Origin of the sequence: Streptomyces sp. NRRL WC-3605 (assembly GCF_001509795.1) — a bacterium.
GTDB lineage: Bacteria > Actinomycetota > Actinomycetes > Streptomycetales > Streptomycetaceae > Streptomyces > Streptomyces viridochromogenes.
In genome coordinates this window covers 1-24,762 of sequence record NZ_LLZN01000057.1, presented here as the reverse complement: position 1 = coordinate 24,762, position 24,762 = coordinate 1, and the positions used below count along the sequence as shown (strand labels likewise).

The 24,762-nt window shown below is 72.0% G+C and carries 26 protein-coding genes and 1 other RNA gene; 15 read left to right on the top strand and 12 right to left on the bottom strand.

Annotated features, from left to right (window positions below; all coding sequences use genetic code 11):
• The first annotated feature begins 33 nt into the window (after window positions 1-33).
• The 6 genes from ADL34_RS18080 to ADL34_RS18055 all read left to right on the top strand — a co-directional run bounded on the left by ADL34_RS18080 (window position 34) and on the right by ADL34_RS18055 (window position 5,036).
• Window positions 34-1,200, top strand: coding sequence for a S41 family peptidase (locus tag ADL34_RS18080; RefSeq protein WP_079034213.1), 1,167 nt, complete (start codon window positions 34-36; stop codon window positions 1,198-1,200).
• Window positions 1,201-1,259: 59 nt separating this feature from the next.
• Window positions 1,260-1,802: an SsrA-binding protein SmpB gene (gene smpB, locus ADL34_RS18075; RefSeq protein ID WP_062668769.1), complete on the top strand. Its 543-nt coding sequence runs from the start codon at window positions 1,260-1,262 to the stop codon at window positions 1,800-1,802.
• 89 nt (window positions 1,803-1,891) lie between these two features.
• Window positions 1,892-2,260: a transfer-messenger RNA gene (gene ssrA, locus ADL34_RS18070) on the top strand.
• A 147-nt stretch (window positions 2,261-2,407) separates the two neighbouring features.
• Window positions 2,408-3,418, top strand: a complete 1,011-nt coding sequence (locus tag ADL34_RS18065; protein ID WP_062668768.1) for a DUF4232 domain-containing protein — start codon at window positions 2,408-2,410, stop codon at window positions 3,416-3,418.
• A complete protein-coding gene (locus ADL34_RS18060) occupies window positions 3,415-3,972 on the top strand; it encodes a hypothetical protein (protein WP_062668767.1) in 558 nt (185 codons plus the stop codon). The genes ADL34_RS18065 and ADL34_RS18060 overlap by 4 nt, the downstream gene beginning before the upstream one ends.
• 77 nt (window positions 3,973-4,049) lie before the next feature.
• The gene (locus tag ADL34_RS18055) at window positions 4,050-5,036 is read left to right on the top strand and encodes an alpha/beta hydrolase family esterase (RefSeq protein WP_062668766.1); all 987 of its coding nucleotides are present in this window, start codon (window positions 4,050-4,052) and stop codon (window positions 5,034-5,036) included.
• Between the two features lie 136 nt (window positions 5,037-5,172).
• On the opposite strand, the gene ADL34_RS18050 is transcribed toward ADL34_RS18055, so the two are convergent.
• Both ADL34_RS18050 and ADL34_RS18045 read right to left on the bottom strand, forming a co-directional pair.
• Entirely contained in the window at window positions 5,173-6,018 is an 846-nt protein-coding gene (locus tag ADL34_RS18050) for an SDR family oxidoreductase (RefSeq protein WP_062668765.1), read from the bottom strand.
• 112 nt (window positions 6,019-6,130) lie between these two features.
• On the bottom strand, window positions 6,131-7,099 hold the full coding sequence (locus ADL34_RS18045; RefSeq protein ID WP_062668764.1) for a helix-turn-helix transcriptional regulator: 969 nt from the start codon (window positions 7,097-7,099) through the stop codon (window positions 6,131-6,133).
• Window positions 7,100-7,163: 64 nt separating this feature from the next.
• Here ADL34_RS18045 and ADL34_RS18040 point away from each other — a divergent pair, with 64 nt between their 5' ends.
• The gene (locus ADL34_RS18040) at window positions 7,164-7,766 is read left to right on the top strand and encodes a TIGR03086 family metal-binding protein (RefSeq protein WP_062668763.1); all 603 of its coding nucleotides are present in this window, start codon (window positions 7,164-7,166) and stop codon (window positions 7,764-7,766) included.
• Window positions 7,767-7,837: 71 nt separating this feature from the next.
• On the opposite strand, the gene ADL34_RS18035 is transcribed toward ADL34_RS18040, so the two are convergent.
• Entirely contained in the window at window positions 7,838-9,355 is a 1,518-nt protein-coding gene (locus tag ADL34_RS18035) for an FAD-binding oxidoreductase (RefSeq protein ID WP_062668762.1), read from the bottom strand.
• Between the two features lie 144 nt (window positions 9,356-9,499).
• Complete coding sequence (locus tag ADL34_RS18030; protein WP_234375044.1) at window positions 9,500-11,227, bottom strand: NAD(P)/FAD-dependent oxidoreductase; 1,728 nt, start codon at window positions 11,225-11,227, stop codon at window positions 9,500-9,502.
• Between ADL34_RS18030 and ADL34_RS37245 the strand changes: the two genes are divergently transcribed.
• Window positions 11,133-11,345 carry a PGF-CTERM sorting domain-containing protein gene (locus ADL34_RS37245; RefSeq protein WP_360558227.1) on the top strand — a complete coding sequence of 71 codons (213 nt, stop codon included), beginning with the start codon at window positions 11,133-11,135 and terminating at the stop codon, window positions 11,343-11,345. The genes ADL34_RS18030 and ADL34_RS37245 overlap by 95 nt on opposite strands.
• Here the strand turns inward: ADL34_RS37245 and ADL34_RS18025 are convergent.
• The 3 genes from ADL34_RS18025 to ADL34_RS18015 all read right to left on the bottom strand — a co-directional run bounded on the left by ADL34_RS18025 (window position 11,258) and on the right by ADL34_RS18015 (window position 14,802).
• The gene (locus ADL34_RS18025) at window positions 11,258-12,730 is read right to left on the bottom strand and encodes an FAD-dependent monooxygenase (protein ID WP_062668761.1); all 1,473 of its coding nucleotides are present in this window, start codon (window positions 12,728-12,730) and stop codon (window positions 11,258-11,260) included. The two genes, ADL34_RS37245 and ADL34_RS18025, sit on opposite strands and share 88 nt — an antisense overlap.
• 179 nt (window positions 12,731-12,909) lie before the next feature.
• On the bottom strand, window positions 12,910-13,305 hold the full coding sequence (locus ADL34_RS18020) for a pyridoxamine 5'-phosphate oxidase family protein (RefSeq protein ID WP_062668760.1): 396 nt from the start codon (window positions 13,303-13,305) through the stop codon (window positions 12,910-12,912).
• Between the two features lie 15 nt (window positions 13,306-13,320).
• Window positions 13,321-14,802 (bottom strand): MFS transporter, encoded by a 1,482-nt coding sequence (locus ADL34_RS18015; RefSeq protein ID WP_062668759.1) that lies wholly within the window; start codon window positions 14,800-14,802, stop codon window positions 13,321-13,323.
• Window positions 14,803-14,966: 164 nt separating this feature from the next.
• Between ADL34_RS18015 and ADL34_RS18010 the strand changes: the two genes are divergently transcribed.
• Window positions 14,967-15,386, top strand: a complete 420-nt coding sequence (locus ADL34_RS18010; RefSeq protein ID WP_079034212.1) for a winged helix-turn-helix transcriptional regulator — start codon at window positions 14,967-14,969, stop codon at window positions 15,384-15,386.
• A gap of 4 nt (window positions 15,387-15,390) precedes the next feature.
• On the opposite strand, the gene ADL34_RS18005 is transcribed toward ADL34_RS18010, so the two are convergent.
• The 3 genes from ADL34_RS18005 to ADL34_RS17995 are packed head-to-tail and all read right to left on the bottom strand — an operon-like array spanning window position 15,391 to window position 17,703.
• Window positions 15,391-15,939, bottom strand: a complete 549-nt coding sequence (locus ADL34_RS18005; RefSeq protein WP_079034211.1) for a flavin reductase family protein — start codon at window positions 15,937-15,939, stop codon at window positions 15,391-15,393.
• A 13-nt stretch (window positions 15,940-15,952) separates the two neighbouring features.
• Window positions 15,953-17,263, bottom strand: coding sequence for a cation:proton antiporter (locus ADL34_RS18000; protein ID WP_062668815.1), 1,311 nt, complete (start codon window positions 17,261-17,263; stop codon window positions 15,953-15,955).
• Window positions 17,260-17,703 carry a nuclear transport factor 2 family protein gene (locus ADL34_RS17995; RefSeq protein WP_062668758.1) on the bottom strand — a complete coding sequence of 148 codons (444 nt, stop codon included), beginning with the start codon at window positions 17,701-17,703 and terminating at the stop codon, window positions 17,260-17,262. Before ADL34_RS17995 ends, ADL34_RS18000 begins: the two co-directional genes overlap by 4 nt.
• Window positions 17,704-17,926: 223 nt before the next feature.
• On the opposite strand from ADL34_RS17995, the gene ADL34_RS17990 reads away from it, so the two are divergent.
• Together ADL34_RS17990 and ADL34_RS17985 are read left to right on the top strand one after the other, a co-directional pair.
• A complete protein-coding gene (locus ADL34_RS17990; protein ID WP_062668757.1) occupies window positions 17,927-18,619 on the top strand; it encodes an antibiotic biosynthesis monooxygenase family protein in 693 nt (230 codons plus the stop codon).
• A gap of 65 nt (window positions 18,620-18,684) precedes the next feature.
• Window positions 18,685-19,440 carry a response regulator transcription factor gene (locus ADL34_RS17985; protein ID WP_062668756.1) on the top strand — a complete coding sequence of 252 codons (756 nt, stop codon included), beginning with the start codon at window positions 18,685-18,687 and terminating at the stop codon, window positions 19,438-19,440.
• 44 nt (window positions 19,441-19,484) lie between these two features.
• Here the strand turns inward: ADL34_RS17985 and ADL34_RS17980 are convergent, their stop codons facing one another.
• Window positions 19,485-20,180 (bottom strand): ScbR family autoregulator-binding transcription factor, encoded by a 696-nt coding sequence (locus tag ADL34_RS17980; protein ID WP_062668755.1) that lies wholly within the window; start codon window positions 20,178-20,180, stop codon window positions 19,485-19,487.
• A gap of 119 nt (window positions 20,181-20,299) precedes the next feature.
• Here ADL34_RS17980 and ADL34_RS17975 point away from each other — a divergent pair, with 119 nt between their 5' ends.
• Window positions 20,300-21,391, top strand: coding sequence for a ScbA/BarX family gamma-butyrolactone biosynthesis protein (locus ADL34_RS17975; RefSeq protein WP_079034209.1), 1,092 nt, complete (start codon window positions 20,300-20,302; stop codon window positions 21,389-21,391).
• The gene (locus tag ADL34_RS17970) at window positions 21,388-22,416 is read left to right on the top strand and encodes an NAD-dependent epimerase/dehydratase family protein (protein WP_079034208.1); all 1,029 of its coding nucleotides are present in this window, start codon (window positions 21,388-21,390) and stop codon (window positions 22,414-22,416) included. Before ADL34_RS17975 ends, ADL34_RS17970 begins: the two co-directional genes overlap by 4 nt.
• Here ADL34_RS17970 and ADL34_RS17965 read toward each other — a convergent pair.
• A complete protein-coding gene (locus ADL34_RS17965; protein ID WP_159038934.1) occupies window positions 22,353-23,063 on the bottom strand; it encodes a ScbR family autoregulator-binding transcription factor in 711 nt (236 codons plus the stop codon). The genes ADL34_RS17970 and ADL34_RS17965 overlap by 64 nt on opposite strands.
• Before the next feature lie 571 nt (window positions 23,064-23,634).
• On the opposite strand from ADL34_RS17965, the gene ADL34_RS17960 reads away from it, so the two are divergent.
• Both ADL34_RS17960 and ADL34_RS34900 read left to right on the top strand, forming a co-directional pair.
• The gene (locus ADL34_RS17960; protein WP_370686470.1) at window positions 23,635-24,366 is read left to right on the top strand and encodes a response regulator transcription factor; all 732 of its coding nucleotides are present in this window, start codon (window positions 23,635-23,637) and stop codon (window positions 24,364-24,366) included.
• 299 nt (window positions 24,367-24,665) lie between these two features.
• A partial coding sequence (locus ADL34_RS34900; RefSeq protein WP_279617129.1) for a biotin carboxylase N-terminal domain-containing protein occupies window positions 24,666-24,762 on the top strand: 97 nt, incomplete at its 3' end.

Genomic DNA, 24,762 nt, shown 5'->3' with positions numbered 1-24,762 from the left:
ACGGCCCCTTCGCGTTGTCCTAGACTCACCGGCATGTCAGGCCGTGACCTGTTCTGTCAGCCCCGCCGCTTCGGCCGCGGGGCCGCCCTGACATTGGTGTTCGCGAGCGTGCTCGTCGCCGGTGCGGCGACCGGCTCCCTGCCCGGACCCGAGCGGAAGTCCCCGTCCGGCGCCGCCCGTTCGGCGGGCCCCGGGCCCCGGCACGAGGACGTCGCCGCGGCCGCCGCCGACGCCATGGCCGCCGGCAAGTCCCCCGTGGAGGCCGCCGAACGGGCGGTCAGCCGCAGCGGCGACCGCTGGGGCGCCGTCTACTCCCGCGGCGAGTACGAGGAGTTCCAGGAGGCCCTCGACGGCCGGTACACCGGGGTCGGGCTGTGGGCCCGGCGCCAGCGCGACGGCGGCGTCGAGGTGACGAAGGTGCGCGCGGGCTCGCCCGCAGCCGAGGCCGGCATCGAGGTGGGGGACCGGCTGCGCACTGTCGACGGCGCGCCGGTCGAGGGCCGCCCCGTCAGCGAGGTCGTCGCCTTACTGAGAGGCGACGCCGAGGACGCGGCCGCCGGCACGTCCGTCGTGGTGGGCCTGGAGCGCGACGGGCACGCCTGGGAGCTCACCCTGCGCCGGGCGAGGCTCTCCACCGACCCGGTCACCGTGCGGAAGGGCGCCGACGGCGTCACCGTCATCCGGATCGCCTCCTTCACCAAGGGCAGCGGGAACGCCGTACGCGCCGCCCTGCGCCGGGCGCCCTCCGCCGCCGGGGTCGTCCTCGACCTGCGCGGCAACTCCGGCGGCCTGGTCACCGAGGCCGTCACCGCCGCCTCCGCCTTTCTCGACGGCGGGCTCGTCGCCACCTACGACGTCGACGGCGCCCAGCGCGCCCTGCACGCCGCACCCGGCGGCGACACCGGCCGGCCCCTCGTCGCGCTGGTCGACGGCGGCACGATGAGCGCCGCCGAGCTGCTCACCGGCGCCCTCCAGGACCGCGGCCGGGCCGTCGTCGTGGGCAGCCGCACCTTCGGCAAGGGCTCCGTGCAGATGCCGAGCCGGCTGCCGGACGGATCGGTCGCCGAACTGACCGTCGGCCACTACCGCACCCCGTCGGGGCGGACCGTGGACGGCCGGGGCATCGCGCCCGACCTGGAGGCGGACCAGAAGGTGCTGCAGCGGGCCGAGACGGTCCTCAGCGGCCTCGGCGACTCGTAAAACGGCTTCCCGCGCACCCCGTCCGTAGTGCGAAAATGGACGGCACTATGAGCAAGGGAATGTACGTACCGAAGGAGTCCCAGCCCAAGCAGGGCGGGTCCGCCGCGAAGGCCAGGGACGGCGAGAAGGGCGGCAACAAGAAGATCGTCGCCCAGAACAAGAAGGCCCGGCACGACTACGCGATCATCGACACCTACGAGGCCGGTCTGGTCCTCATGGGCACCGAGGTCAAGTCGCTGCGCGAGGGCCGGACGTCGCTGACCGACGGCTTCGTCCAGATCGACGGGGGCGAGGCGTGGCTGCACAACGCCCACATCCCGGAGTACCACCAGGGCAGCTGGACCAACCACTCCGCGCGCCGCAAGCGCAAGCTGCTCCTGCACCGGGAGGAGATCGACAAGCTGGAGGCGAAGTCCCAGGAGACGGGTCACACCATCGTGCCCCTCGCCCTGTACTTCAAGGACGGCCGCGCCAAGGCCGAGATCGCGCTCGCGCGCGGCAAGAAGGAGTACGACAAGCGGCAGACGCTGCGGGAGAAGCAGGACCGGCGGGAGTCGGACCGCGCGATCGCGGCGGCCAAGCGCCGGCAGCGGGGCCACTGACGGACGGGAATGCACTGGCATCGTCCGGCGTTGGTCACGTACGATGGCAACGCACCTCACAGAGGGTGCGGCTCTTGAAAACACCACATGGGGATGATCGGTTTCGACAGCGGCTGTCGAAGCAGGGGAAGCGTGTCGAGGAAGCGGCAATGATCTCGTAAACCATATGTCGCAAAAAATAATCGCCAACACCAAGCGCGATTCCTTCGCCCTCGCTGCCTAAGTAGCGACTTGCGAAGTGTCAGCCCGGGGCTGTTCCCGACCCGGATCCTGGCATCAGCTAGGGAACTAAACCTTGATCCCGGTCACGGGGTGAAGAGGGAAATCAAACAGTGACTGGGCCCGTCGGCGACTTGTTCGCGTGATCGCCGGGGCCGAGAAAATCGCAGCGAACTGCACACGGAGAAGCCCTGATTCTGCACCGTTGGACGCGGGTTCGATTCCCGCCATCTCCACGATCGAGAAGGCTCCGGCCCTCTCAACCCATGTCGGCCCAGGCCCCGTCGCTTCCGAGCGGCGGGGCCTTGGTCGTCTGTGACACTGCTGTGACGGCTGGTGTGGGGTGTGTCACAGCTCTGGGAGCGCTCCCCTGGTGGGGTGGGCGGATGCCCAGACTCCCGCGTGCCGTGCCCCCTGTCCTGGTCGGCCTCCTGCTGCTGACCGCGTGCGGCTCGCACGACGCCTCATCGGGCGCGGACGGCGGTGACGGGCGGGTCCGCGCCCGGGCCCTGTGCCCCTCGGACTACACCCAGTACGGGGCCACGCCCTCGGCGGGCCGGCCGACGCCGACCCCCTCGGGCACCCCCACCACGCTGCCCCTGCCGTCCCCCGTGACGGAGGAGAACGGCGTACGGGTCACGAAGCTGTACGCCTGGGGTCCGGAGAGCGGCTGTGTGGGCGTCGACTACAGCGCGGAGTTCGAGGTCGTCAACAAGACCTCCGCCGCGGCCACTTACACCGTGACCCTCTCGTTCAGCTCGGCGTCCGGGGGCGCGGCCGGCACCGCGGAGCACGTCGTCGAGGCGGTCGGGCCCGGCCGGACCGGCAAGGGCGCCGCCGCCATGACCAGCACGAACCTGGGCGACGCCGAGGTCACGGGCGTGAAGGTGCTCAGGGTGCGCAGCGTCCCCGTCGCCGAGGCGTCGTCGGCGTCGGGGCCCTGCCCGGCGTCGGGGGTGCGGGTGTACGCCGACCGGGGGGACGCGGCCATGGGGCTGCGGGTCGTCGGTCTGCACCTGGTGAACTGCGGGACAACGCCGTACGCGCTCGACGGGTATCCGGAGCTGGAGATCCAGGACGAGGACCACGACACCGTGAAGGACGTCCGGATCCTGCGGGGGACCGAGCAGATCGGCACCGGGATCGGCGGCCAGGAAGCCCCGCGGCCGCTGACGCTGCGTCCGGGAGAGGCCGCCAGGACCACGCTGGCCTGGCGCAACACCACCCAGGCCGGTACGCCGGTGAACGCGCCCTACGCCCGTGTGTGGGCCAGGCCCGGGGCCGACCCGGTGACGGTCGTCCCCGAACTCGACCTCGGGACGACGGGCCGGCTCGGGGTCGGCCCATGGCAGCGGGACGAGACGTACCGGGACCCGGGCGCGACCGCACGCCCGTGAGCTTCTTCTTCGTCGTCCTCGCCGGGGCGGCCGCGCTGTATCTGCTCGGCAGGGCGCCGGTGCCGCCCGGCTTCAAGGTCGCCGTCCTCACAGCGCCCCCGGTCGCGGCGGTGATGTGGCTGCTGGACGAGGTGTTCGGCCGGCGGGCCGTCGCGGTCGCCGTCGGCGCGGTGTACCTGGTGGTCCTGGTCGCGCTGAACGGCCTCCTGGAGCACCCCCGGCTGCCGCTCGGGGCGAAGCTCGCGGTGTTCGGAACCGTGCCGGGGGCGGCGCTGGCCTGGCTGCTGGTCGTCACCGCCGACGACACCCTCAAGGACCCCGGCGAGGATCCCTGTTCGCTGCATCACGGCGGGACCGGCGTCTCCGAGGTCTTCCCGCCCCGGGCGTACTGCCGCTTCACGGACGGCAGCACCCTCGACCTCGCGCCGGTCGCCCAGGCCGTGTTCTGGGTCTGCCTGGCCGTCAGCGTGGCGCTGCTCGCGCTCGGGCTCGTCCGGGCCGTACGGGATCCGCGGGCGGTGGCACGCCGCTTCCAGTGGTCCGGCCGCGACTGAACCACCATGCGACGGGCGCCCGTTGTGGTGTCCGGCCCCATATCGGCGTCCCCTCGGTGCTTCTACGGTCCGTCCGCATGACACCGACCAGAGCCGCACGCCCTCGACTCGCCGTCCTGGTGACCCTGCTGGTCGCCCTGACCTCCGTCCTCCTCGCCCCCGGCCGGGCCGCCGCCGCCTCGCTCCAGGAGGTGACCGGGTTCGGGTCCAACCCCGGTGCCCTGCGCATGTTCCGGTACGTCCCCGACGGGCTGCCCGCCGGCCGGCCGGTGGTCGTCGCGCTGCACGGGTGCACCCAGAACGCCGCCGGGTACGGCACCGGCGGCGGATGGCTCCAGCTCGCCGACCGCTGGAAGTTCTCCGTCGTGCTGCCTCAGCAGCAGAGTGCCAACAACCTCTCGTCCTGCTTCAACTGGTTCCAGACCGGGGACATCGCTCGCGGCCAGGGCGAGGCCGCGTCGATCGCTCAGATGGTGGACCGCCAGCTCGCCGACACCTCCGGTGACGCCTCCCGGGTCCAGGTGACCGGGCTGTCCGCCGGGGGCGGCATGACCGCCGTGATGATGGCGGCCTACCCGGAGAAGTTCGCGGCCGGCGGCATCGTGGCCGGGCTGCCGTACGGGTGCGCGCAGGCCGCCGGTTCGCCGTACGTCTGCATGTACGTCGGCGCCACCCAGACCGCACGGCAGTGGGGTGACCGGGTGCGGGCCGCGCGGCCCGGGTACACCGGTCCCTGGCCCACGCTCGTCGCCTTCCAGGGCACGGCCGACTACACCGTGAAGCCGGTCAACATGACCGACCTGACCCGGCAGTGGACCGACGCGCACGGCACCGACCAGAGCGCCGACGCAAGTGACACGGTCGGCGGGTTCCCGCACCAGGTGTTCCGGGACGCCTCCGGGCGCGCGGTCGTGGAGACGTACAGCCTCACCGGGATGGGCCACGGGCAGCCCGTCGACCCCGGCAGCGGCGGCGAACAGTGCGGGACGGCCGGGGCGTATCTGCTCGACGTGAACCTGTGCGCCGCCTACCGGATGGGCCGGGCCTGGGGGCTGGACGGGTGATGGCCCGCCCCGGACCCGTACGGGGGATTTCCGGGTCCGGGGCGGTGCCGGTGCCACGGCCGTGTGGGAGAGGGCCGCGGCTGTTCGGGGCGCCGGCGACGGGGGAGACGCCGGCGCCGGCCTCAGGGGGCGGGGGTCACGCGAAGGCGGGCGCGTTGCGCTCGGCCCAGCCCGCGAAGGAGCCCGCGGGACGGCCGAGGAGGCGCTCGACGTCGGGGCTGACGCGCTGCTCGGCGGGCAGCGGCTCACCGAGGATGTCGAGGGTGCCGTCGATGACGGGCTCCGGCATGAACCGCGCCATGTGCTCGCGGGCCTGCTCGCGGGTCAGCTCGACGAAGCCCACCTTCTCGCCGAGGGCCTCGGCGAGCGCGGCGGCCTGCTCGCGCGGGGTGACGGCGGCCGGACCGGTCAGCTCGTACGTCTGCCCGGAGTGGCCGTCCTCGCGCAGCACCACGGCCGCCACGGCGGAGATGTCCGCCGGGTCCACGACGGGCAGGGCCACGTCGGCGAACGGGGCGATCACCGCACGCTGGGTGCGGACCGTCTCGATCCAGGCGTAGGCGTTGGAGGCGAAGCCGCCCGGACGCAGGATCGTCCAGTCCAGGCCGGAGCCGCGCACGGCCTCCTCGAACTCGCGCAGCCGGCCGTGCGAGAGGGCGTCCGGGCGGGTGGCGTTGATCTGCGAGGACAGCAGCACCACGCGCCGCACCCCGGCCTCACGGGCGGCGGCCAGCACCTCGGTGGCGGGCGCGCCGCCGCCGAGCAGGTCACCGGCGAGCAACAGGAACAGCGCCTCGGCGCCCTCCAGGGCGGGGCCGAGCGTCGAGGGATCGGCGAGGTCGGCGCGGACATGCCGCGCTCCCTCCGGCAGGTCGTGGGAGAGGGGACTGCGGGAGACGGCCGTGACCTTCTCGCCCGCGGCGGCGAGCGCCTCGACGAGCGGACGGCCGACGTTCCCGGAGGCTCCGGTGACAACGATCATGAGAACTCCCAAATAGGAATGAACAAGGGTGAGTTGGGGTCAAGTGGTGCGATGTGGTGCGATGTCTTCGACGGTAGCATCCTCGGTATAGTAGGTACCTAGAGGAAAGTGACTAGGAGGTCGTCGCCGCCTCCTCCAGCTCCTCGTAGCGGACCCGCAGGGCGCGGCCCAGCTGGGCGAGATGGGCGCGGGCCGCCGGCGGGCCCACCACCTCCACCCGGTCGGCCAGCCCCGCCAGCTGGGCCGCCAGCACCTCCAGGGAGGGCCCGGCCGCCTCGATCTCCCGGCGGCCGTCGCCGAGCAGCCGCCCGATCCGCAGCCGCCCGCCGAACAGCCGCTGCAGCACGGGCAGGGCGTCCTGGTCGGCGTGTGCGGTGACGCTCGCCGCGAGCAGCCTGTCCTCCAGCCGGGTCGCCAGCGAACGCCAGGCCGCCGCCAGGTCGAAACCGGCGGGCCGCCGCACCGGCTCGCCCGTCGGCTCCACCGAGGAGACCCGGCCCAGCCGGAAGGACCGCAGCCCGTCAGCGGTGCCGGCCACCAGGTACCAGTGGCCCGCCTTGTGGACCAGGCCGAACGGGTCCACGGTCCGCTCGGCCGGCTCCTCGCCGGGCCGGGCGTACCCCAGCCGGACCCGTACCCCGTCGAGGACCGCGCCCTCCAGCTCCGCCAGATGCGGGTCGGCCGCCGTCACGGCGGTGCCCGACCAGTCCAGCTCGTCGACGATCCGCGCCCGGGACGCCGCCTCCGCGTGCGGCCGCAGCGGCTCCGGCACCGCGCGCAGCAGCTTCCGCAGCGCCGCGCGCAGTTCGGGGGAGGCAGCCGACGAGCCGGCCGCCAGGAACAGGGCCCGCACCTCCGGCGAGGTCAGCCCGGTCAGATCCGTACGCGCCCCGCCGACCAGCCGCCAGCCGCCGCCCCGGCCGCGCTGGGCGTAGACGGGGACACCCGACGCGGTCAGCGCCTCCAGGTCGCGGCGCGCGGTCCGCTCGGAGACCTCCAGCTCGGCCGCCAGCTCCGCCGCCGTGACCCGGCCGCGCGCCTGGAGGAACAACAGGGCCGCCACCAGCCGGTCAGCGCGCATCAGCGCTCACCCCTTCGGGTAAACAGGCCGGAGGGTGGCCCATTTCGCCGGAAGACTCGACGGCATGACCCAACCCGTGAACGCTTCCGCCACCCCGCTCGCCGACCCCCGCGACGGCCTGTTCAAGGCCGTCGACCTGGCCGGTGACGTGCTCGCCGCCGTGCGGCCCGAGGACCACGACGGCACCACGCCCTGTCCGGACTACTCGGTGCGCCAACTGTCCCTTCACCTCGTCTCCGTGCTCCGCCGCGTCGCCGTGATCGGCGCGGGCGGTCAGTTCTTCTCCGTGCCGCACTTCGCCGAGGACGTCGCCGACGGCGCCTGGGCCGAGGCTTGGGCCGCCGGGACGAAGGAACTGCGGTCGGTCTGGTCGGATCCGGCGGTCCTCGGCCGGGAGATCGGGCTGCCCTGGGGGCCCGTCCCCGGCGCCGCCGCCGCGGTCATCTACACCAATGAGTTCGTGCTGCACACCTGGGACCTGGCCAAGGCCACCGGCCAGAAGCCCGCGTGGGACGACGCCGTGCTGGCCGCGCCGCTGGCCGCGATGCACCGGGCGGTGCCCCGCGAACCGCGCGGCGGCCAGGTGCCGTTCGGCCCCGTCGTGGACGTCCCCGACGACGCCCCCGCCATCGACCGCCTGGTCGGCTGGTACGGCCGCAGGCCCTGACCCCGGAGCCGTCCCGTCCCCGCGGGTGCCCGGAGGGGAGGGCACCCGCGAGGCGGACGGCCGGCCGGCGCTCAGGCGCCTATGGACTGCGGGAAGCGGAAGAACCGGTGCGGGTCGTAGGCGCTCTTGATCCGGGCCAGCCGCGCGTAGTTCTCCGCGTAGTACGACCGCTTCCAGTCCGTCAGCGAGGGGTCCATCCAGTTCTGGTAGCTCTCGCCGTTGGACAGCGGGTCGATCGTGGCGAAGCCCCGGTCCACCCAGGTGTTCGCCACGGCCTTGGCCTCGTCGGTCACCTGCGCCGGATCGTTGATCAGGACCCGGTAGTTGACCGAGAAGAGCGAGTCACGGTGCACGTACGCCGTCGCCGTGCGGGACGGCTCGTTGGCGGCGCCGCCGAAGAAGTGGAAGTCCAGGTAGCGCGCCTGGCCGGCCCGGCGGTCCGCGTCGAACGCCGTCATCACGTCCGCCCAGCCGCTCGCCGCGTACGGAGCGCTGCCCAGGCGGGTGCGCTCCAGGCCGTAGGCGGGGCGGGACAGCGTGCCGGAGGGCGTCTTCTCGGAGCGCTGGCACTGGTCCTCGGTGAGGGTGGCACAGCCGAAGATCATCATCATGAGCTGCTGGTACGTCATCACGCCGTCCTGGCGCTGTACCGGCGCACCGGTCAGGGCGAGCAACCGGGCCGCCTCGGAGCTCAGTTCGGCCGGGGTGCCCCGGGAGGCGAGGAAGACGTTGGCCTGCGGCACCGAGCCCGGCGCCGCGTCGGGCTGCACGACGTAGGCGCCGCCGCCGATCGTGTGGGGGGCGTCCACCAGCCAGCGGGCCACGCCGTCGAGGACGTCGGCCATCCGGTCGTACGGGAAGATCAGGTTGCTGATCGCCATCTGGTCGCCGGTGTGCGGGGTCACCGTGAACCGGGTGACGACGCCGAAGTTGCCGCCGCCGCCCCCGCGGATCGCCCAGAACAGGTCCGGGTTCTGCTTCGCCGAGGCGGTCACCACGCGCCCGTCGGCGAGCACCACCTGCGCGGCGGTCACCGCGTCGCAGGCCATGCCGGTCGGCCGGGTCAGGAAGCCGAAGCCGCCGCCCTGCAGGAAGCCGCCCGCGCACACGGTCGGGCAGCCGCCCTCGCTGACCACCAGATGGTGCGGGGCCAGCGCGTTCAGGATGGTGACGTTCTGCGCGCCCGGGCCGATGTCCACCGACGAGGCGCTGTTCACCGTCACGGCGTTCAGCTGCGACACGTCGATGATCAGGCCCGGCGTCGTGGACCAGCCGCCGTAGTTGTGGCCTCCGCTGCGGACCGCCGTGCGCACGCCGTGGTCCTGGGCGAAGCGCACGCACACCGAGACGTCCGCCGCGCTGCGGCAGTAGGCGACGGCCTGCGGGTTCACCGCGTCGAACTGGCCGAGCTCCACCTGCCGGGCGACGGTGTAGTAGGGGTCGGAGGGCAGCACGAGCCGGCCCGAGAGGCGGCCCGCGAGCCGGGCGTACGGCACGCCCGCGCCTTCGGCGGCCACCGGAGCGGCGGGTACGAGAGCGAGACCGGCGGCTGCGGAGCCGGCACCGAGCAGGGTTCTACGACTGATCACACGGTGTCCCAGAGTCGATACGGGTGACGGACGGTCGGGGAGCGGCCCGCACAGGGCCTCGCGCTTGGGGGTGGCACCACGCCCTGTGCGGACCGGATCGGGGGGAGGGTGAGTGGGGGGAGTGGGGGGTTCGGGGGGAGGAGGTCAGGAGACCTTCTTGCCGCGCAGGGCGGACTTCGCGACGCCCTTGAGCATGGAGCGGCCCAGGTCGCGCATCTCCTTGGGGCCGTTGGTGCTGGCCCACCACATGAACTTGATCATCGTGGGGGTGGTGGCCCGGAAGAAGCGGTGGTCCTCGCCGTCCTTCCAGCCGAACGGCGTGTTGACGGACTCGCAGTCGTCGATGGCCTGGAAGACGATGTCGGCCGCCTTGTCGCCGTCGATCTCGCCTGCCTCGTACTTCACGCAGGTCTCGTGGGTGACGTCGAGCAGATGCTTGAAGGCGTGGCTGTCCGGCCACCACAGGCCCGGGTACGGCGCCTTCTCCATCTCGCGGAAGTGCCGGTCGTCGCCGTCCAGGACGAACTCCTGGCGGGCCTGGATCTGGCGCATGGTGGCGGGTGTGGTGAAGCAGGCCCAGACCCGGAAGACCGCGTTCCAGAGCCGGAAGTGGGAGAACGCGATGTACGAGCTGTCGACGATCATGTCGTTGAACGTCAGCAGCCCCTGCTCCAGGCGCTCCACGTACTCGAAGCGCTCGGCGGAGAAGTCGCCGTCGCGCAGCGCCTCCAGGACGCGGTAGCACAGGGCGTCCACCACCTCGAAGGTGTTGGACAGACCGCGCGAGTACAGCGGGTCCACGAAGCCGGCGGCGTGCGACATCAGGCACCAGCGGTCGCCCACGGTCTGCTTCGAGGAGTACTGGATGCGGTCCGGCGTGGAGATCCACTCCCGCACCCGGCGGGCGCCCTCGAACTGCCGCTTCACGGCCGGGTACATGTCGAGGTAGTGCTGGAACTCCTCGTCCGGCGTCTTGTCCTTCGGCTGCGGGTACAGCCGCTCGTCGAAGGTCAGCCCGACGCTGCACACCGGGTTGCGGGAGTCCTTGTAGTTGTCGAACGGGATGATCCAGAACCAGCCGCGCTCGATCAGGTGGTGCAGGGTGCCGCCGTGGAAGGGGGACTCGGCGGGCGGGCGCAGCGCGTCGGGGTAGTTGCACACGTCGTCGTAGGGCTTGATGCCGACGTAGTGCGTGAACATGGAGCGGGCGTGGTGCCGGATCCGCGTCGGCTTGTCGCGCAGGTCGAACTTCTCGGCGAGCGGGGATCGGAAGCCGCTGGCGTCGATGAGGTACTTCGCGCGGAACACCTCGCCGTTCTGGCCGGTGACCGTGACGCCGTCGTCGTCGAAGTCCAGGCCGGTGGCGCGCCAGTTCTGGCGCAGCGTGCAGCCGTACTTGGCGGCGACGTTGAAGTAGTAGGTGTCGGTGTCCTGGCGGAACATGTGCGACGCCTCGGTGAGCATCTTCGGGATGACGAACATCGTCGCCTCGCGCGGGTCCGGCTCCCGGTCGGGGACGTGCCGCACGAAACCGAAGCTCTGCTTTCTGCCGTGGTGGGCGCCGATGTGCTTGGTGACGGCCTTGATGTCGAGCAGGTGCTTGAGCTCGGGCACGTCGTAGCGGACGGCGAGGATGTGCAGCCACTCCACGAGCTGCGGGTTCTGCGACTCGCCGACCGCGAACCGCGGGTGCTGGCCGGCGTCGACGAGCACCACCTTCGCGCCCTGCCGGGCCAGGATCGCGCCGGTGATCGAACCGCCGATCCCGGCGCCCAGGATGACGACGTCGCACTCGGTCCACTCGCCGGGCTTCGGCGCCGTCTTCTGCGTCTCGGCCTTGCTGGGCATCTCTGTCTCGGCCTTGCCGGTCAACTCGGGACTCCTCTTCTGGCGGTCGGGGGCTCAGCCGGCGGCGGGGGCGCCGAACCAGCGCTGCAGGGCGGTGGCCAGACCGTCGGCGGTGCCGTCCGTCCCGACCCAGGCGATGTAGCCGTCGGGGCGCACCAGCAGGTCGGCGGCGGGGGCCTCGGGGTCGGGCCGGGAGGCGGCGACGACGTCCACGCGGTCGGCCCAGCCGGCGGCGGCGTCCGTCAGGGCCTCGCCGCCGCGCAGGTTCAGCAGCAGCGGGCGGCCGCGCGTGAGCAGCGCGTACGTGCTGGTCTTCTCGTCGCCGACCAGCAGGTCCTGGTCGGGCAGCCGGCGGCCGAGCAGCGGGTGGCCGCCCTCGCCCATGTCGTAGGTGATGTCCAGGCCGGTGACCAGGCCGACCAGGTGCCTGCGCACCGCCTCGATGCCGACGAGCTCGCCGAACAGCTCGCGCAGCGGCTGCATCTCGGGGCCGCCGAGGTAGAGGGAGCGCTGCACCAGGGTGTTGGCGACGATCCGGCCGCCGATCGGGTGGCGCTCGCTGTGGTACGTGTCCAGCAGCCCCTCGGGTGCGTGGCCCTTCAGTGCGGCGGCGAGCTTCCAGCCCAGGTTCACCACGTCGCCGACGCCGGCGCTGATGCCCTGCGCGCCGATCGGGAGGTGGATGTGCGCGGCGTCGCCGGCCAGGAAGACCCGGCCCTTGCGGTACTCGGCGGCGTGCCGGCTGGCGTCGGTGAAGTAGCTGGTCCACAGCGGCCGGTACCCGGTGATGTCCTCCCCGGTGACGCGCTGGAACGCGCCGGCGACCTCGTCGAACGTGGGTGCCTCCGTCGTCGGGCGGACCCCGGCGCCGCGCTCGAAGACGACCACGCGGGTGGCCCCCGGGCCCAGCGGCAGCACCACGACCATGCCGGACTCGCCGACCTCGCCGGTCGGGCGGATGCGCAGCTCGTTCGTGGCGACGTCGGCCATCAGCATCTCGATGGTGGCGCTGGTGCCGGGGAAGTCGATGCCGGCCAGGCGCCGCACGGTGGAGCGGGCGCCGTCGCAGCCGACGAGGTAGGCGGCGCGCAGTGTCTCGGTGCCGTCGGGGCCGGCGACCTCCACGGAGACGCCGTCGTCGTCCTGGGTCATGCCGACGACCTCGTGCCCGCGGCGGACCTCGGCGCCGAGGCCGGTGGCCCACGTGTGCAGGATCGCCTCGGTCCGCGACTGCGGAACGCCCCGCACTCCGAAATTGCCGCCCTCGACGATCTGGTAGTCGATGGGAAGTCCGCCGAAATGGCCGAAGGGTATCGTCTCCAGTTCACCGAATTCATCGAGAAGTCCGCGCTGCCCGAACTCCTCGATGGTGCGCGCGGAAAATCCGAGGGCGCGGGACTGCTGCATCGGTGCGGTCAGCCGGTCGAGCACCAGCACCTCGTGTCCCGCCAGGCGGAGTTCACCGGCGAGCATGAGTCCGGACGGGCCGGCCCCGGCGACGATCACGTCGGCATGAAAACGGTTCATGTTTCCTCTCCCAGTGGATTTTTTACCAGTATTCCGGGGGAGCCGGGGAAGCTGAACGGCCGTAAGTACAGGTCTCTGACAAGTTTCGTCAGAGAATTCTCAGCAGGGTCAGGGGGCGGAAATACGCCGAGGGCGCCGGCGGTTTCGCGCCCGGCGCCCTCGGCGGGTGTGCGGCCCGTTCACAGCAGGCCCAGCACCCGGTCCACGTCGATCTCGATGACGACCAGACCCGGTGGCTCCGGCGGCGGCGACCAGTACCGCTTGGCGTACCGCCGGACGCCCTCCTGGACCCGCTCGGGGTCGTCGTGCACGGTGGCGGTGCCCTCCAGGGTGATCCAGCGGGGCCCGGCCGTCTGGCACAGGGAGACCCGGCCGCCGGGCGCGGCCAGCACGTTGCGGGCCTTGCGCCGGGTCACCGCGGTCATCACCCGGGCCAGTCCCGCCTCGCCGTCCCAGGTGAAGCGCACGGGCGTCACATGGGGCGAGCCGTCGGGGCGGAGCGTGGTGAAGGCGCACAGCTGGTTCTCGGCGAGGAAGTCCTCGGCCGCGGGGGACAGACGCGGTGACGTCGGCATACCGGGGTCCGCCTCTCAGGCGTCGGGGGCGGGCTGGTCCGCGGCCTTGGTCAGGGGCAGCAGGATCAGCGTGAGGACCAGGCCGGCCGCGGCGAAGCAGGCACCGGCGAGGAACGCGTCGTGGAAGACCTCGGTGCGCGCCTCGGTCACCCGCGCGGGCACCCCGTCCGCCCACTTGGTCAGCTCCTCGACCTGGCGGAAGGCGTAGGTCGCGGCGACGGCGAGGCCCAGGGCGCCGCCGACCTCCTGCGCGGTGTTGATGAGACCGGCTGACAGGCCGGACTCGTCCTCCTCGGTTCCGGTGAACGCGGCCACCTGCACCGGCACGAACGACAGGCCGAGGCCGAGGCCGGAGATCAGGAAGGCGGGCAGCAGGTCCACCGCGTACGAGGCGTCGGACGGGGCCCGCCACAGCAGGAACATGCCCACGCTGGTCAGGGTCAGACCGACCATCAGCACCGGCTTGGCGGCGACCTTCGTCACCAGCTGGGAGGCGACGCCCGCGCCGACCGCCACGATCACGGCGAGCGGGACGTACGCCAGACCGGTGCGCAGCGCCGACCAGTTCAGGACCTGCTGCATGAACAGGCTGGCGAAGAAGAACAGGGTGACGCAGGTGCCCAGCAGCAGGACCGCGACGACGTTGGAGGCCCGCAGCGACTTGCGCTTGAAGACGCCGAGCGGGATCAGCGGCGCCTGGGCGCGGCGCTCGATCAGCAGGAACGCGATGAGCAGGACCGCGGAGAGGGCGAAGCCGCCGTAGACGCGGGCCATGGGGACGTCGGAGTCGTCGACGGTCTGGCCCAGGCTGAAGATGAGCAGCACCAGACCGGCCGTCAGGGTGACGGCGCCGGCGACGTCGAAGGAGCTGCTGCGCTCGGCGGCCCGGCTCTCGGCGACGACGCGGGGCGCGAGCACGGCCAGGACGAGGCCGATCGGCACGTTGATGAAGAAGATCCAGCGCCAGCCCGGGCCGTCGGTCAGCAGACCGCCGAGGGTGACACCGGCGACGGCGGCGATGCCGCTCAGCGCGCCCCACGCGCCCAGCGCCTTGTTGCGCTCGGCGCCCTCCTCGAAGTTGTTGGCGAGCAGGGACAGCGCGGCGGTCGCGATGAACGCGGCGCCGAGGCCCTGGGCGCCGCGCGCCACGATCAGCATGGCCGCGCTCTGGCCGAACCCGGCGAGCAGCGAGGACAGGGCGAACAGGATCAGGCCGGTCTGGAGCATCCGGCGGCGGCCGAAGGCGTCCGCGAGCCGGCCGGTCAGCAGCAGGAAGCCGCCGAGCAGCATGCCGTAGGTGGTGACGATGTACTGCAACGACGTCTGGGAGATGTGCAGTTCGTCCTCGATCGTCGGCAGGGCCACGTTGACGATCGACACGTCGAGGAAGGTCATGAACCCGGCCAGGCAGAGGAACGCCAGGATGAGTCCCGGGCGCCTCGGCGGGGCCGACGCGTCGGTGGAGTGGGGAAGGCGCAGCGACTCTTGGGTCGACATGTCGCTCCTAGTGGGAGGTGAACGGAAGGGTTCCGTAGGGACGGGGCAAGGAGGGAAAGGACATGGCGCGGGGCCGGGAGCGGGGAAGCTCACCGCCTTCCGGGAAGCTAGCATCCTGGGTAAAGTAGGTACCTAGAGGAAAGTGGCTTCCTGGGAGGATCCGCATGGACGGCACGGGCACGATGGGTGGCGCCGTGAAGCACGGCGCAGGGATCGACTCGGAGCTGGCGTGCCCGGTCTCCCCGGTGGTCGACATCGTCTTCAGCCGCTGGACGACACCGATCCTGTGGACGCTGAACGAGTTCGGCCGGCAGCGCTTCGTCGAGCTCCAGCGCAACATCGGCACCATCACACCGAAGGTGCTCACGCAGCGGCTGCGCCAGATGGAGCGTGACGGCCTGGTGGTGCGCACGTACCACCCGGAGGTGCCGCCCCGGGTCGAGTACGAGATCAGCGAGCTGGGCCGCAGCCTGGCGCCGATCTTCGCCCACCTCGCCGACTGGTCCGCGGAGAACCTGCACAAGGTCGAGCGCGCCAGGCGGGAGTTCGACGACGCCGACCTGCCGGCCGGTGCGCCGCGCTGACGGCTCAGCCCCGCGCCGGAGCCTGCGCCGCGGCGTCCAGGAAACGCATCGCGCCCTGGTAGAACACCAGCGGATCGGCCTCCTCCTCGGAGGTGCCGAGGGCGGTGACCTCGCCGACCACGATGGCGTGGTCGCCGCCGTCGTACTCCTCGGCGAGACGGCACTCCAGGAACGCGAGCGCCTCGGTGAGCACGGGCAGTCCGCCGGCCGAGCGGTGGTACGGGACCTCGGCCAGCCGCGCCGACTCGCGGCCCGCGAACTTCCAGGCGAGCCCCTCCTGGCGGTGCGTCAGGAAGTTCACCACGAAACCGCGGGAGCGCTGGAGCACCGGACGCAGCCGGGACTGCCGGTGCAGGCAGAACAGCACCAGCGGCGGCTCCAGCGAGACCGACGTGAACGAGTTCACCGTGGTCGCGGCGCCCTCCTCCGGGCCGCCGGTGGTGATCACGGTGACGCCGGTGGCGAAACTGCCGCACACCGTGCGCAGCGCGCGGCCGTCGACCGGTGGTCGCGGCTGCGGATCGTGCGGGGACAACGACTGGACGGGTATCACTGGATCCCCCTCGTCAGGTGCGCGGCGCGGTCGCGTCCGCGACACGCGTGGGTGTCTTGGGAAGGCCGCCGGCCGTGAGGTGCTCGCGCCGGGACAGCAGCGGGGCCGCCATCGCCGTCGTCACGAGGGCCATGATCACCAGCAGGGTGAACATCCGCCCGTCGAGCACGCCGAGGCTCACCGCGGCGTTGAGGATGATGAGTTCGGTCAGGCCCCGGGTGTTCATCAGCACGCCCAGGTCCTTCGCCTCGCGCCAGGACAGGCCGGACAGCCGGGCCGGGGCGATCGCGCCGAGCAGCTTGCCCGCGCAGGCCACGGCGACGATCAGGGCCAGCGCCAGGCAGTCGGCCGCCGTCAGCGCGCCGAGGTCGACACCGAGGCCGGTGACGATGAAGAAGACCGGCAGCAGGATCACGCTGACGTCGTCCAGCGGCCGGCGCAGATGCGCCGCGAGCACCCGCCTCGGTTCGCGCGGCATCACGAAGCCGAACAGGAACGCGCCGAAGATCTGGTGGATGCCGATCCACGACGTCAGCCACGACGAGGCGAACACGCCCGCGCACAGCACCGCGAGCAGCGCCGGCCAGCGCTCCATCGCCGCCCACCGCCACACCAGCCGCGAGATCAGCGGCCGTACGACGACGAGCATCACGGCCACGTACACGACGCTCAGCGCGCCGATCCGCGCCAGGTCCGCGTAGTCGCCGTCCGAGCTGACCAGCGCCGACACATACGCCAGCAGACACCAGGCGAGGACGTCGTCGATCGCGGCGCTCGCCAGCGACAGGGCGCCCACCCGGGTGTCCATCAGCTTGTTCTCGGTCAGGATGCGGGCCAGCACGGGGAACGCGGTGACGGACATCGCGGTGCCCATGAACGTGGCGAACGCCAGGAACGAGATGTGCTTCCCGGCCACCGTGTCGTGGTGCGGGTACAGCACGGCTGCCGCGGCCACCCCGAGTCCGAAGGCCAGCACGATCGACGACAGCGAGACCCCGGCCGCCAGCCGGGCGTGCGGCCGGATCAGCCGCCGTTCGAACTCCCAGCCCACCACGAACATGAACAGCACCAGGCCGACCTGCGACACCGCCGACAGCAACGGCCGTACGTCCGGCGGGAACAGGCGGTTCGTCAGGTCGCCGGGGAACAGGCCCAGCAGGCTCGGCCCGAGCACGATGCCGGCCGTGATCTCCCCGATCACCTTGGGCTGGCCGACCTTGCGGGCGAGCGCCCCCAGACCGGCGCCGACCAGCAGGATCACCCCGATGCCCAGCAGCATCGCGGCGATCCGGTCCTCCTGGACGCCGGCGGCCAGGACCCTCATCGGGCGTCCGACGGGCGGGGCGGGCTGCCCGTCGACCACACCAGGTGGAACGCCAGCTCCGTCAGCCGCCAGCCGTCACCGGTGCGCCGGGCCGCCCCCCGCACGAGCGTGCCGGAGACGAACAGCGGATCGCCCGGGGTGTCCGGGTGGTGCACGTGCGTGGAGACCAGGTTGGCCCGCAGCACCGCCCGCTCGTCACCCGTGAGGTCCACGACCGCCGGCGAGTTGAGGTGCTGGGTACGGGCGAAGGCGTCCAGCGCCCGCCGGTGCCAGCCGGCCAGACCCTCGACGCCCTCGTGCCGGGCCATCGGGAACTCCACACGGGCGTCGTCGGTGAACAGCCCGCGCGCCCAGTCGTCGTCGAGCTTTTCGTCGTCGAGACCTATGAGATATCGGTCGAGCAGCCCGCCGATTTCGGCTTTCGCAGGGGAGGAATTCATTGCCCGAGCATCGCGCGCGGAACGGCGACCACCCAAGAGCACTTGTCGAAGACCTGACGTAGACGCAGAAGATCTGACGCTGCTGGGAAAGACCTGACAATCCACGCGGAGACCTGAACACAACGCCCTTCACCAGCGGTTGCGGCCTTGTCATGCTGGTCCGGAAGCACCGATCACCATTCGAGTTCTGCTTCTTTCATCACCGACCGGAAGAGAAGAGAGAATGCCGAAGATCGCCGCCGATGGTAAGAACCTGACCGTCCTCAACCTGTTCTCCACGGACTCCGCGGAGAAGCAGGACAGCCTGCTCGCCGCGATGCGGGAAATCGTCGACTCCGCGGCCTACGAGGGCTGGCGGTCCAGCACCGTGCACAGCGGGCAGACCAAGTTCGGCACCGCCAACTTCATCCAGTGGCGCTCCACCGAGGACCTGGAGGCCCGGTACGCCGGCGAGGAGTTCAAGCACCGCACGCTCCCGCTGTTCGGCGAGATCACCACCGCCATCCGGCTGCTGCAGAACGAGGTGGTCTTCACCCAGCAGAAGCCCGGCGCCGGCGAGACCGAGATCTCCCCGGAGCGCGACGACTACACCGTCATCGACCTGTACGGCGTCACCGAGAAGCACCAGGACGACCTGACCGAGGCGCTCGGCGCGTCCCAGGACTGGCTCCAGAAGGTCCCCGGCTACCGCAGCCACACGGTGCTGCGCGGACTGCGCGGACGCAACATCGAGGGCAAGTGGGTCGTCGTCTACTCGCAGTGGGACAGCAAGGAGGCCTACGACGCCTTCCTCGCGCAGCCGGCCGCCGAGCGCTCGGCGGAGCGGCAGAAGACCGACGCCGCCGTGGACGCGCTGGCCACCTGGCGGGACTCCAACACCTACCGCGTGGTGCACACCCGGTCGGCGGGGGAGTGAGGGCAGGGGGTGCCGGCCGGGCGGGACCACCCGCCCGTGCCTGACGGACCCCCACTGGAGTCCAGATGCGCGTACTCGTGATCGACCCGGACGACGGGTCCGCCGAACCCCTGGTCTGCCGCCTGGTGCGCAACGGGCACCAGGTCCGGCGGGCCCGCACCGGTCGGGCGGGGCTGCAGGCGTGGGAGCAGGCCGAGGTCGTCCTGCTCGACCTGGACCTGCCCGACCTCGACGGTCTGCAGGTGTGCGCCGAGATCAGGGCGCGCGGCGGCACACCGCTGATCACCTTCACCGCTCGGGACACCGAGCTGGACCGGGTGCTCAGCCTGCGCTCCGGCGCCGACGACTGCCTGGTCAAGCCGTACGGCTTCCGGGAGCTCGCCGCGCGGATGGACGCGGTGACCCGCCGTGTCGCCACCGCCGGCGGACCGGCCGGGGTGTCCTGCGGGGCGCTGCGGCTGGACCCCGGCACCCGCGAGGCGTGGCTGGGGGAGCGGCCGCTGGAGCTGACCCGCAAGGAGTTCGACATCCTGCTGCTGCTCGCCTCGGCGCCGGAGACCGTGATCTCCCGCCGGAACCTGATCGCGGGCGTCTGGGCGGACGAGTGGGCCATCTCCAGCCGCACCGTGGACACCCATGTCAGCGCGCTGCGCGCCAAGCTGGGCGAGGGCTGGATCACCACGGTGCGCGGCGTCGGCTACCGGCTGGAGGAAACCGGCCGCACCGCCCCGGCCCCCGGCCGCACCGCCCCGGCCCCCGGCCGCGCGGGGCCCGGCACCGAGGCGGGCCCGGCCGGGCACCTCGACGGGATGGCCGGCTGAGCACCGGCGAAGACCTCGCGGGCAAGGGGCGCGCGGGCCACCCGTCAGGCCGCGCTGTCCCCGTCGGCCTCGGCCTCCTCCGCCTCCAGCGCGGCGTCGCGCGAGGCGAGGAGGGCGACGGCCCGCTCCTCGCTCAGCTCCAGCGTCGGCAGGATCTGCGGCATCGCCACGCTGGGCAGCAGATGCCGGAACATCGCGATGACCCGGCGCGTCAGATCCCGCCGCTGGCACAGCACCTGCGACGTCCACTGGATGCCGGTGAAGGCCCCGGACAGCAGCTCCGCCGTCTCCGCCGGATCGACGTGCGGCAGCAACTCCCCGCGCTCGCGCGCCTCGACGAGCAGCTCGGTCAGCCGGTCCGCCCACTCCTGGAACGGACGCCCGTGGAACGGGTTGCCGCCCTCCGCGTTCTCGCTCCACTGGTCCATCGCCAGCCCCACACTGGCCCGGGTGAGCGGGTCGTACTGCAACTGGTGGGCGAACAGCAGTCCCTGGTCGGCGAGTTCCTGCAGCTTCGTGCGCTGCGCGGGCAGCGGCCCCAGCTCCAGCTGCGCCGCTATCACCCCGAGGGCCAGGTCCTCCTTGGACGAGAAGTGGAAGTACAGCGCCCCCTTCGTCACGCCGGCCCGCGCGATGATCTCCGTGATGGTGGCCGTGCTGTAGCCACGCTCGTCGAACACCTCCGCCGCCGCCAGCAGGATCGACGTGCGGGTCTGGATCGCTCGCGCTTGACGTGCCATGCCCCCGTGCCTGTTTCTATGTCAGAGCTTGGTCAGGTTCCCCCGCAAAGAGAACCGGACTGCCAGTCTTTTGTCGAGAGGGGAACTATTCCCGCATGCATCGACTCAGGGGGCACTCCATGGCTGATCCCGCTATATCCGTAGTCGACAGGTTCGTCGGGTCCCGTCCGCATCTGACCCCGGCGCAGGAACGATCCGACACCGTTTCGGGGGCCTCACCGGCCCGTCCGGGCCGCCCGAACGGCGAACACGCCCCGGCGAACCGCTCCGAACAGACCCTCGTACGCCTCGCATACCAGACCGACTCCCCGGTTCTGATTCCCGACGGGCGGGCCACCGGAGAGCTCTGCCACCGCCCCGACGCCGCCGACCGCTTCCCAGTCGACTGGCTGCGCCTGTCCGAGCACCGCTACCTCGTCGGCGTCGACTGGCCCGCCGCCCACCGCTTCTTCGCCCCGCTGCCCGGCGGACGCCAGGACCCGATGCTGGTCGCCGAGACCACCCGGCAGGCCACGATGATGCTGGCGCACGCCGCGTACGGGGTCCCGGTCGGCGACCAGTTCGTGATGCAGGAACTCGGCTACCGCCTGCTGACCGACGAGTTCACCGTGCTCGCCGCCTCGGGCCCGATCGACGTGGTCGTCGACTGCTCGGACGTGCAGCTGCGCGCGGGACGCCTCGTCGGGATGCGGGTCGACCTGCGCTTCCAGCGGCTCGGCCGGGTGCTCGCCACCAGCATGGGCATCCTGTACTGCACCTCCGCCCGCGTCTACCGCAGACTGCGCGGCGCGAGCATGGGCGCGGTCACCGGCGCGGTGCCGCTGCTGCCCGCCGTCCCCGCCCACGAGACCGGGCGCACCGACCCCGCCGACGTCGTCCTCGCCCGGTCCAAGCACCGCCCCGGCTGGCGGCTGCGCCTGAACACCGCGCACCCGACGCTCTTCGCCCGCCCGAACGACCACGTCCCCGGCATGGTCCTCCTGGAGGCCGCACGGCAGGCCGCCACCGCGCTGACCCCCGGGCACGACTTCAGCCCGGCCTCGATGCGGGTCGCCTTCCACAAGTACTGCGAACTCGCCGAGCCCTGCTGGCTCCTGGCCGGCCACGAGACCGACCCCGAACAGGGGCCCGTCGTACGGGTGCGGGGCGTCCAGGGGGAGGAGCCCGTCTTCACCGCGACCCTGGGGACCGCCGTACGGGACGACGGGTGAGCCCGCACGTCCTGGTGACGGGGTCCGGTGGGTTCGTCGGCGGCCACGTGGTCGCCGCGGCCGGCGCCGCGGGGGGCGTACGGCTGCGGCTGCTGGTCCGCACCGGCCCGCCGCCCGGCCCCGGCCCGGCGGCCGGCACCCCGGTCACCTTCGTACGCGGCGACCTCGCCGAGCCCGGCTCGCTCACCGGCGTCTGCGACGGCGTCGACGCGGTCGTGCACTGCGCGTCCCGAGTCGGCGGCGACCCCGGGGAGCTGCGGCGCGTCAACGACCTGGGCACGCGCGCCCTGGTCGAGGAGGCACGGCGGGCCGGCGTCCGGCGGTTCGTGTGCCTGAGCACGGCGGCGGTGCACGGCAGGGGCCCGTTCCGCGCGGTCCGGCCCGGCGAGGTCCCCTACGCGCCGGGGTCCGCCACCAGCAGGACGCGGGCCGCGGCCGAGGGCCATGTGCTCGCGGCGGGCGGCACGGTCCTGCGGCCCCACCTCGTGTACGGGGCGGGCGACCGCTGGGTGGTGCCCGGCGTGCTGACGCTGCTGCGCACGCTCGGCGCCCGGCCCGAGGGGCGGCTCGGCCGGCAGTCGATGGTCGACGCCGCCGCCCTGGGGAGGGCGCTGCTTTCGGCCGCGCTCGCCCCGCCGGGACACGCGGGCGGTGTCCGGTTCGTCAACCATCCCCGGCCGGTGCCGGGTGCGGATCTGCTGACCGCGGTCGCCGAAACGTACGGTCTCTTTCCGGGGACCGTGCCCGGCCTGCCGCTGGAGGAGGCGCGCGCCCGGCTGCGCGGTCATCCGGTCGCCCTGCACCACCTCGAACTGCTCGCTGCGGACCACTGGTTCGACGACGCGCCGGTCTGGGACGCGCTCGGCTGCTCCCCCGGCCCGTCGTTCGCCGAGGGCTTCCCCCGGTACGCGGCCCGGTACCGGAACCCGGAGCCGGCCCCGCCGCGGGGGCCCGGCCGGGCTCAGTACACGCCCGACGCCGCCCTCTCCGCGCCCAGTGCCTCGTCCGGCGCGCACGGCAGGTAGCGGGAGGCGGACACCGCGTACTCCACCACCTCGTCGGTCCCGCCGGGGTTCAGCCGGCCGAGCAGGTCCGGTGCGGCGAGCCCCGGCAGGAAGCCCTGCCAGAACCCGGTGAAGGCGAGCCGTGTCCGCTCCGCCTCACCCCCCTTGATCAGCACCCCTATCCCGGTCGTGGCGGCGACGATGGCACAGGTCACCGCCCGCAGGTGGACCTGCTGCGCCAGGCTGCCCTCCCGCCGCGCGCGGTCGAGCAGACGCTGCACCGCGGCGTGCCAGGCGTGCAGGAACTGCTCCCGTCCGCGCCGCGACCGGTCGTTGTCCAGCCGCAGGCCGGCCCGCGCCACGACGTCCCAGGAGAGCAGCTGGCTCAGGGTGTGCGAGATGTCCGTGAGCGCCTGGAGCGGCTCCGGGTTGCGCTCGTAGGCACTGCGGGCGGCGTGCCACAGGGTGCCGCGCGCCTCGCTCACGACGGCCTCCGCCAGCTCCTCCTTGTTCGCGAAGTGGAAGTGCAGCGCGCCGGTGCTCATGTTGGCCCGTGCGCTGATGTCGGAGAGCCTGGCCGAGGCGTAGTCCTCGCGGTCGAAGACCTCGGCCGCCGACTTGAGCATCAGCCGCCGGGTGCGGATCGCCCTCTCCTGTTGTAGTCCCACCTGCGTGCTTCCTCTCATCCCGCCCGTCCCGAAACGGACTTGAAGGTCTGTTTAGCGGGCGCGAGTGCCCACCCCAGGGGAGCGTCGGCGTGTTCGGCGGCCCTCAACGTTGTCGACACTCTGTCAGTACTGCCCAGAAGATCACACTTTCCCACCTCAGGACCAGGCCGAGGGCGAAGTGGAAGCGGGGAATCAGACGACCGAGAACGTTCTGGACGGTATACCACCGCGTCTCAGGGAGTGGAATACGTCCGGCGCGACTGTTTCAGGGCCCTGCCTGCGCACCTCTGGTTGTTCAGGGGGACGTCAAGAACATACCGCGGCCGCCGTCAGTGGCTGTTCGCACCTGGTTCACGGTCGAAAATTACTCGCGGAGCGAAGTGAAGATCCTGAAACTGGTGACACTGTGCAGCGGAATTGATCCTTCACTTTGCATCAACTCCGACGAAAGCCCCATTCGATGTGACGGATGGTAAGTTTACCTAGTCTTTTTTTGACAAACCGAGAGGTAGGTTTTTAGGCTCGTCCAGCGAAGTGCTCGAGCGGGAACTACGTGTTCAGGGGGAGAGCAGTGAGTCAACGCGCCACGAGCAGCACTCTGGAGATCCGACAGCCCATCCCGTCCCAGATCCGCAGGCCGGCCACCAACTGGCGGGTCCTGGTCGTCGAGAACAACACCGGCGACCGGGAGGCGCTGGCCGCCGGACTCCGGCGGCACGGCCACCATGTCGACGGGGTCGCCACGGGGAACGCGGCCCTCCAGTCGTACCAACTCTCGGACATCGTCCTGCTCGACCTCGAACTGCCGGACGTGGACGGGCTGGAGGTGTGCCGTTCCATCCGCGCGCTCAGCGACGTCCCGCTCATCGCCGTCACCGGGTGGGGGACGGAACTCGACCGCGTCCTCGGCCTGCAGGCCGGCGCCGACGACTACCTCGTCAAGCCGTACGGCTTCCGGGAGCTGATGGCCCGCATGGACGCGGTGATGCGCCGCTCGCGTCCGCAGATCCAGGCCGAACAGGTCGTCCTGCGCGGTCCGTTACGCATCGACGCGGCCTCCCGCGAGGTCAGCCTGCACGGCCGCGTCGTGGAACTCACCCGCAAGGAGTTCGACCTCCTGCACCTGCTGGCCTCCCACCCGGAGACCGTGATCTCGCGCAAGCGGATCATGCAGCAGGTCTGGGGCGGTTCCTGGTCCCGGCGCACCGTGGACACCCATGTCAGCAGTCTGCGCGGCAAACTCGGCGGCAGCGACTGGATCGTCACCGTGCGCGGGGTGGGATTCCGCTTCGGCAGCGGCTGACGGCACGAACCGGCACGAAGGGCGGGCTCCCCACGAGGGAGCCCGCCCTTTTCGCTGCCCGGACGCCTTTCCCGGTCCGTCGGGCCGTCTGACGCTTTTCTGACACTTGCCTGGCCCTGCGCCAACAAAGCGGTAGGGGCCCTGTCGATCTGGTCCGAAGGCTTGAAAGGCGCCTGTTGAAGACCGCCCTCTCCGGCACCGACGATGGACAGGTATTCGAGCGCCGGCCCAGGAAATCGAAATACCCAGGGCGCGCTCGACACATCCCAGAATTCCAGCCGAGCGAGGAGAGGGCCGTCGTGCGCAAGGTGCTCATCGCCAACCGTGGCGAAATCGCTGTCCGCGTGGCCCGGGCCTGCCGGGACGCCGGGATCGCGAGCGTGGCCGTCTACGCGG

Bases quoted from the DNA above. Each gene is read 5' to 3' on its own strand.
- ADL34_RS18080 (WP_079034213.1), top strand. From the start codon at position 34: ATGTCAGGCCGTGACCTGTTCTGTCAGCCCCGCCGCTTCGGCCGCGGG.
- smpB (WP_062668769.1), top strand. From the start codon at position 1,260: ATGTACGTACCGAAGGAGTCCCAGCCCAAGCAGGGCGGGTCCGCCGCG.
- ADL34_RS18065 (WP_062668768.1), top strand. From the start codon at position 2,408: ATGCCCAGACTCCCGCGTGCCGTGCCCCCTGTCCTGGTCGGCCTCCTG.
- ADL34_RS18055 (WP_062668766.1), top strand. From the start codon at position 4,050: ATGACACCGACCAGAGCCGCACGCCCTCGACTCGCCGTCCTGGTGACC.
- ADL34_RS18050 (WP_062668765.1), bottom strand. From the start codon at position 6,018: ATGATCGTTGTCACCGGAGCCTCCGGGAACGTCGGCCGTCCGCTCGTC.
- ADL34_RS18045 (WP_062668764.1), bottom strand. From the start codon at position 7,099: ATGCGCGCTGACCGGCTGGTGGCGGCCCTGTTGTTCCTCCAGGCGCGC.
- ADL34_RS18040 (WP_062668763.1), top strand. From the start codon at position 7,164: ATGACCCAACCCGTGAACGCTTCCGCCACCCCGCTCGCCGACCCCCGC.
- ADL34_RS37245 (WP_360558227.1), top strand. From the start codon at position 11,133: ATGACGACGTCGCACTCGGTCCACTCGCCGGGCTTCGGCGCCGTCTTC.
- ADL34_RS18025 (WP_062668761.1), bottom strand. From the start codon at position 12,730: ATGAACCGTTTTCATGCCGACGTGATCGTCGCCGGGGCCGGCCCGTCC.
- ADL34_RS18020 (WP_062668760.1), bottom strand. From the start codon at position 13,305: ATGCCGACGTCACCGCGTCTGTCCCCCGCGGCCGAGGACTTCCTCGCC.
- ADL34_RS18015 (WP_062668759.1), bottom strand. From the start codon at position 14,802: ATGTCGACCCAAGAGTCGCTGCGCCTTCCCCACTCCACCGACGCGTCG.
- ADL34_RS18010 (WP_079034212.1), top strand. From the start codon at position 14,967: ATGGACGGCACGGGCACGATGGGTGGCGCCGTGAAGCACGGCGCAGGG.
- ADL34_RS18000 (WP_062668815.1), bottom strand. From the start codon at position 17,263: ATGAGGGTCCTGGCCGCCGGCGTCCAGGAGGACCGGATCGCCGCGATG.
- ADL34_RS17995 (WP_062668758.1), bottom strand. From the start codon at position 17,703: ATGAATTCCTCCCCTGCGAAAGCCGAAATCGGCGGGCTGCTCGACCGA.
- ADL34_RS17990 (WP_062668757.1), top strand. From the start codon at position 17,927: ATGCCGAAGATCGCCGCCGATGGTAAGAACCTGACCGTCCTCAACCTG.
- ADL34_RS17985 (WP_062668756.1), top strand. From the start codon at position 18,685: ATGCGCGTACTCGTGATCGACCCGGACGACGGGTCCGCCGAACCCCTG.
- ADL34_RS17980 (WP_062668755.1), bottom strand. From the start codon at position 20,180: ATGGCACGTCAAGCGCGAGCGATCCAGACCCGCACGTCGATCCTGCTG.
- ADL34_RS17975 (WP_079034209.1), top strand. From the start codon at position 20,300: ATGGCTGATCCCGCTATATCCGTAGTCGACAGGTTCGTCGGGTCCCGT.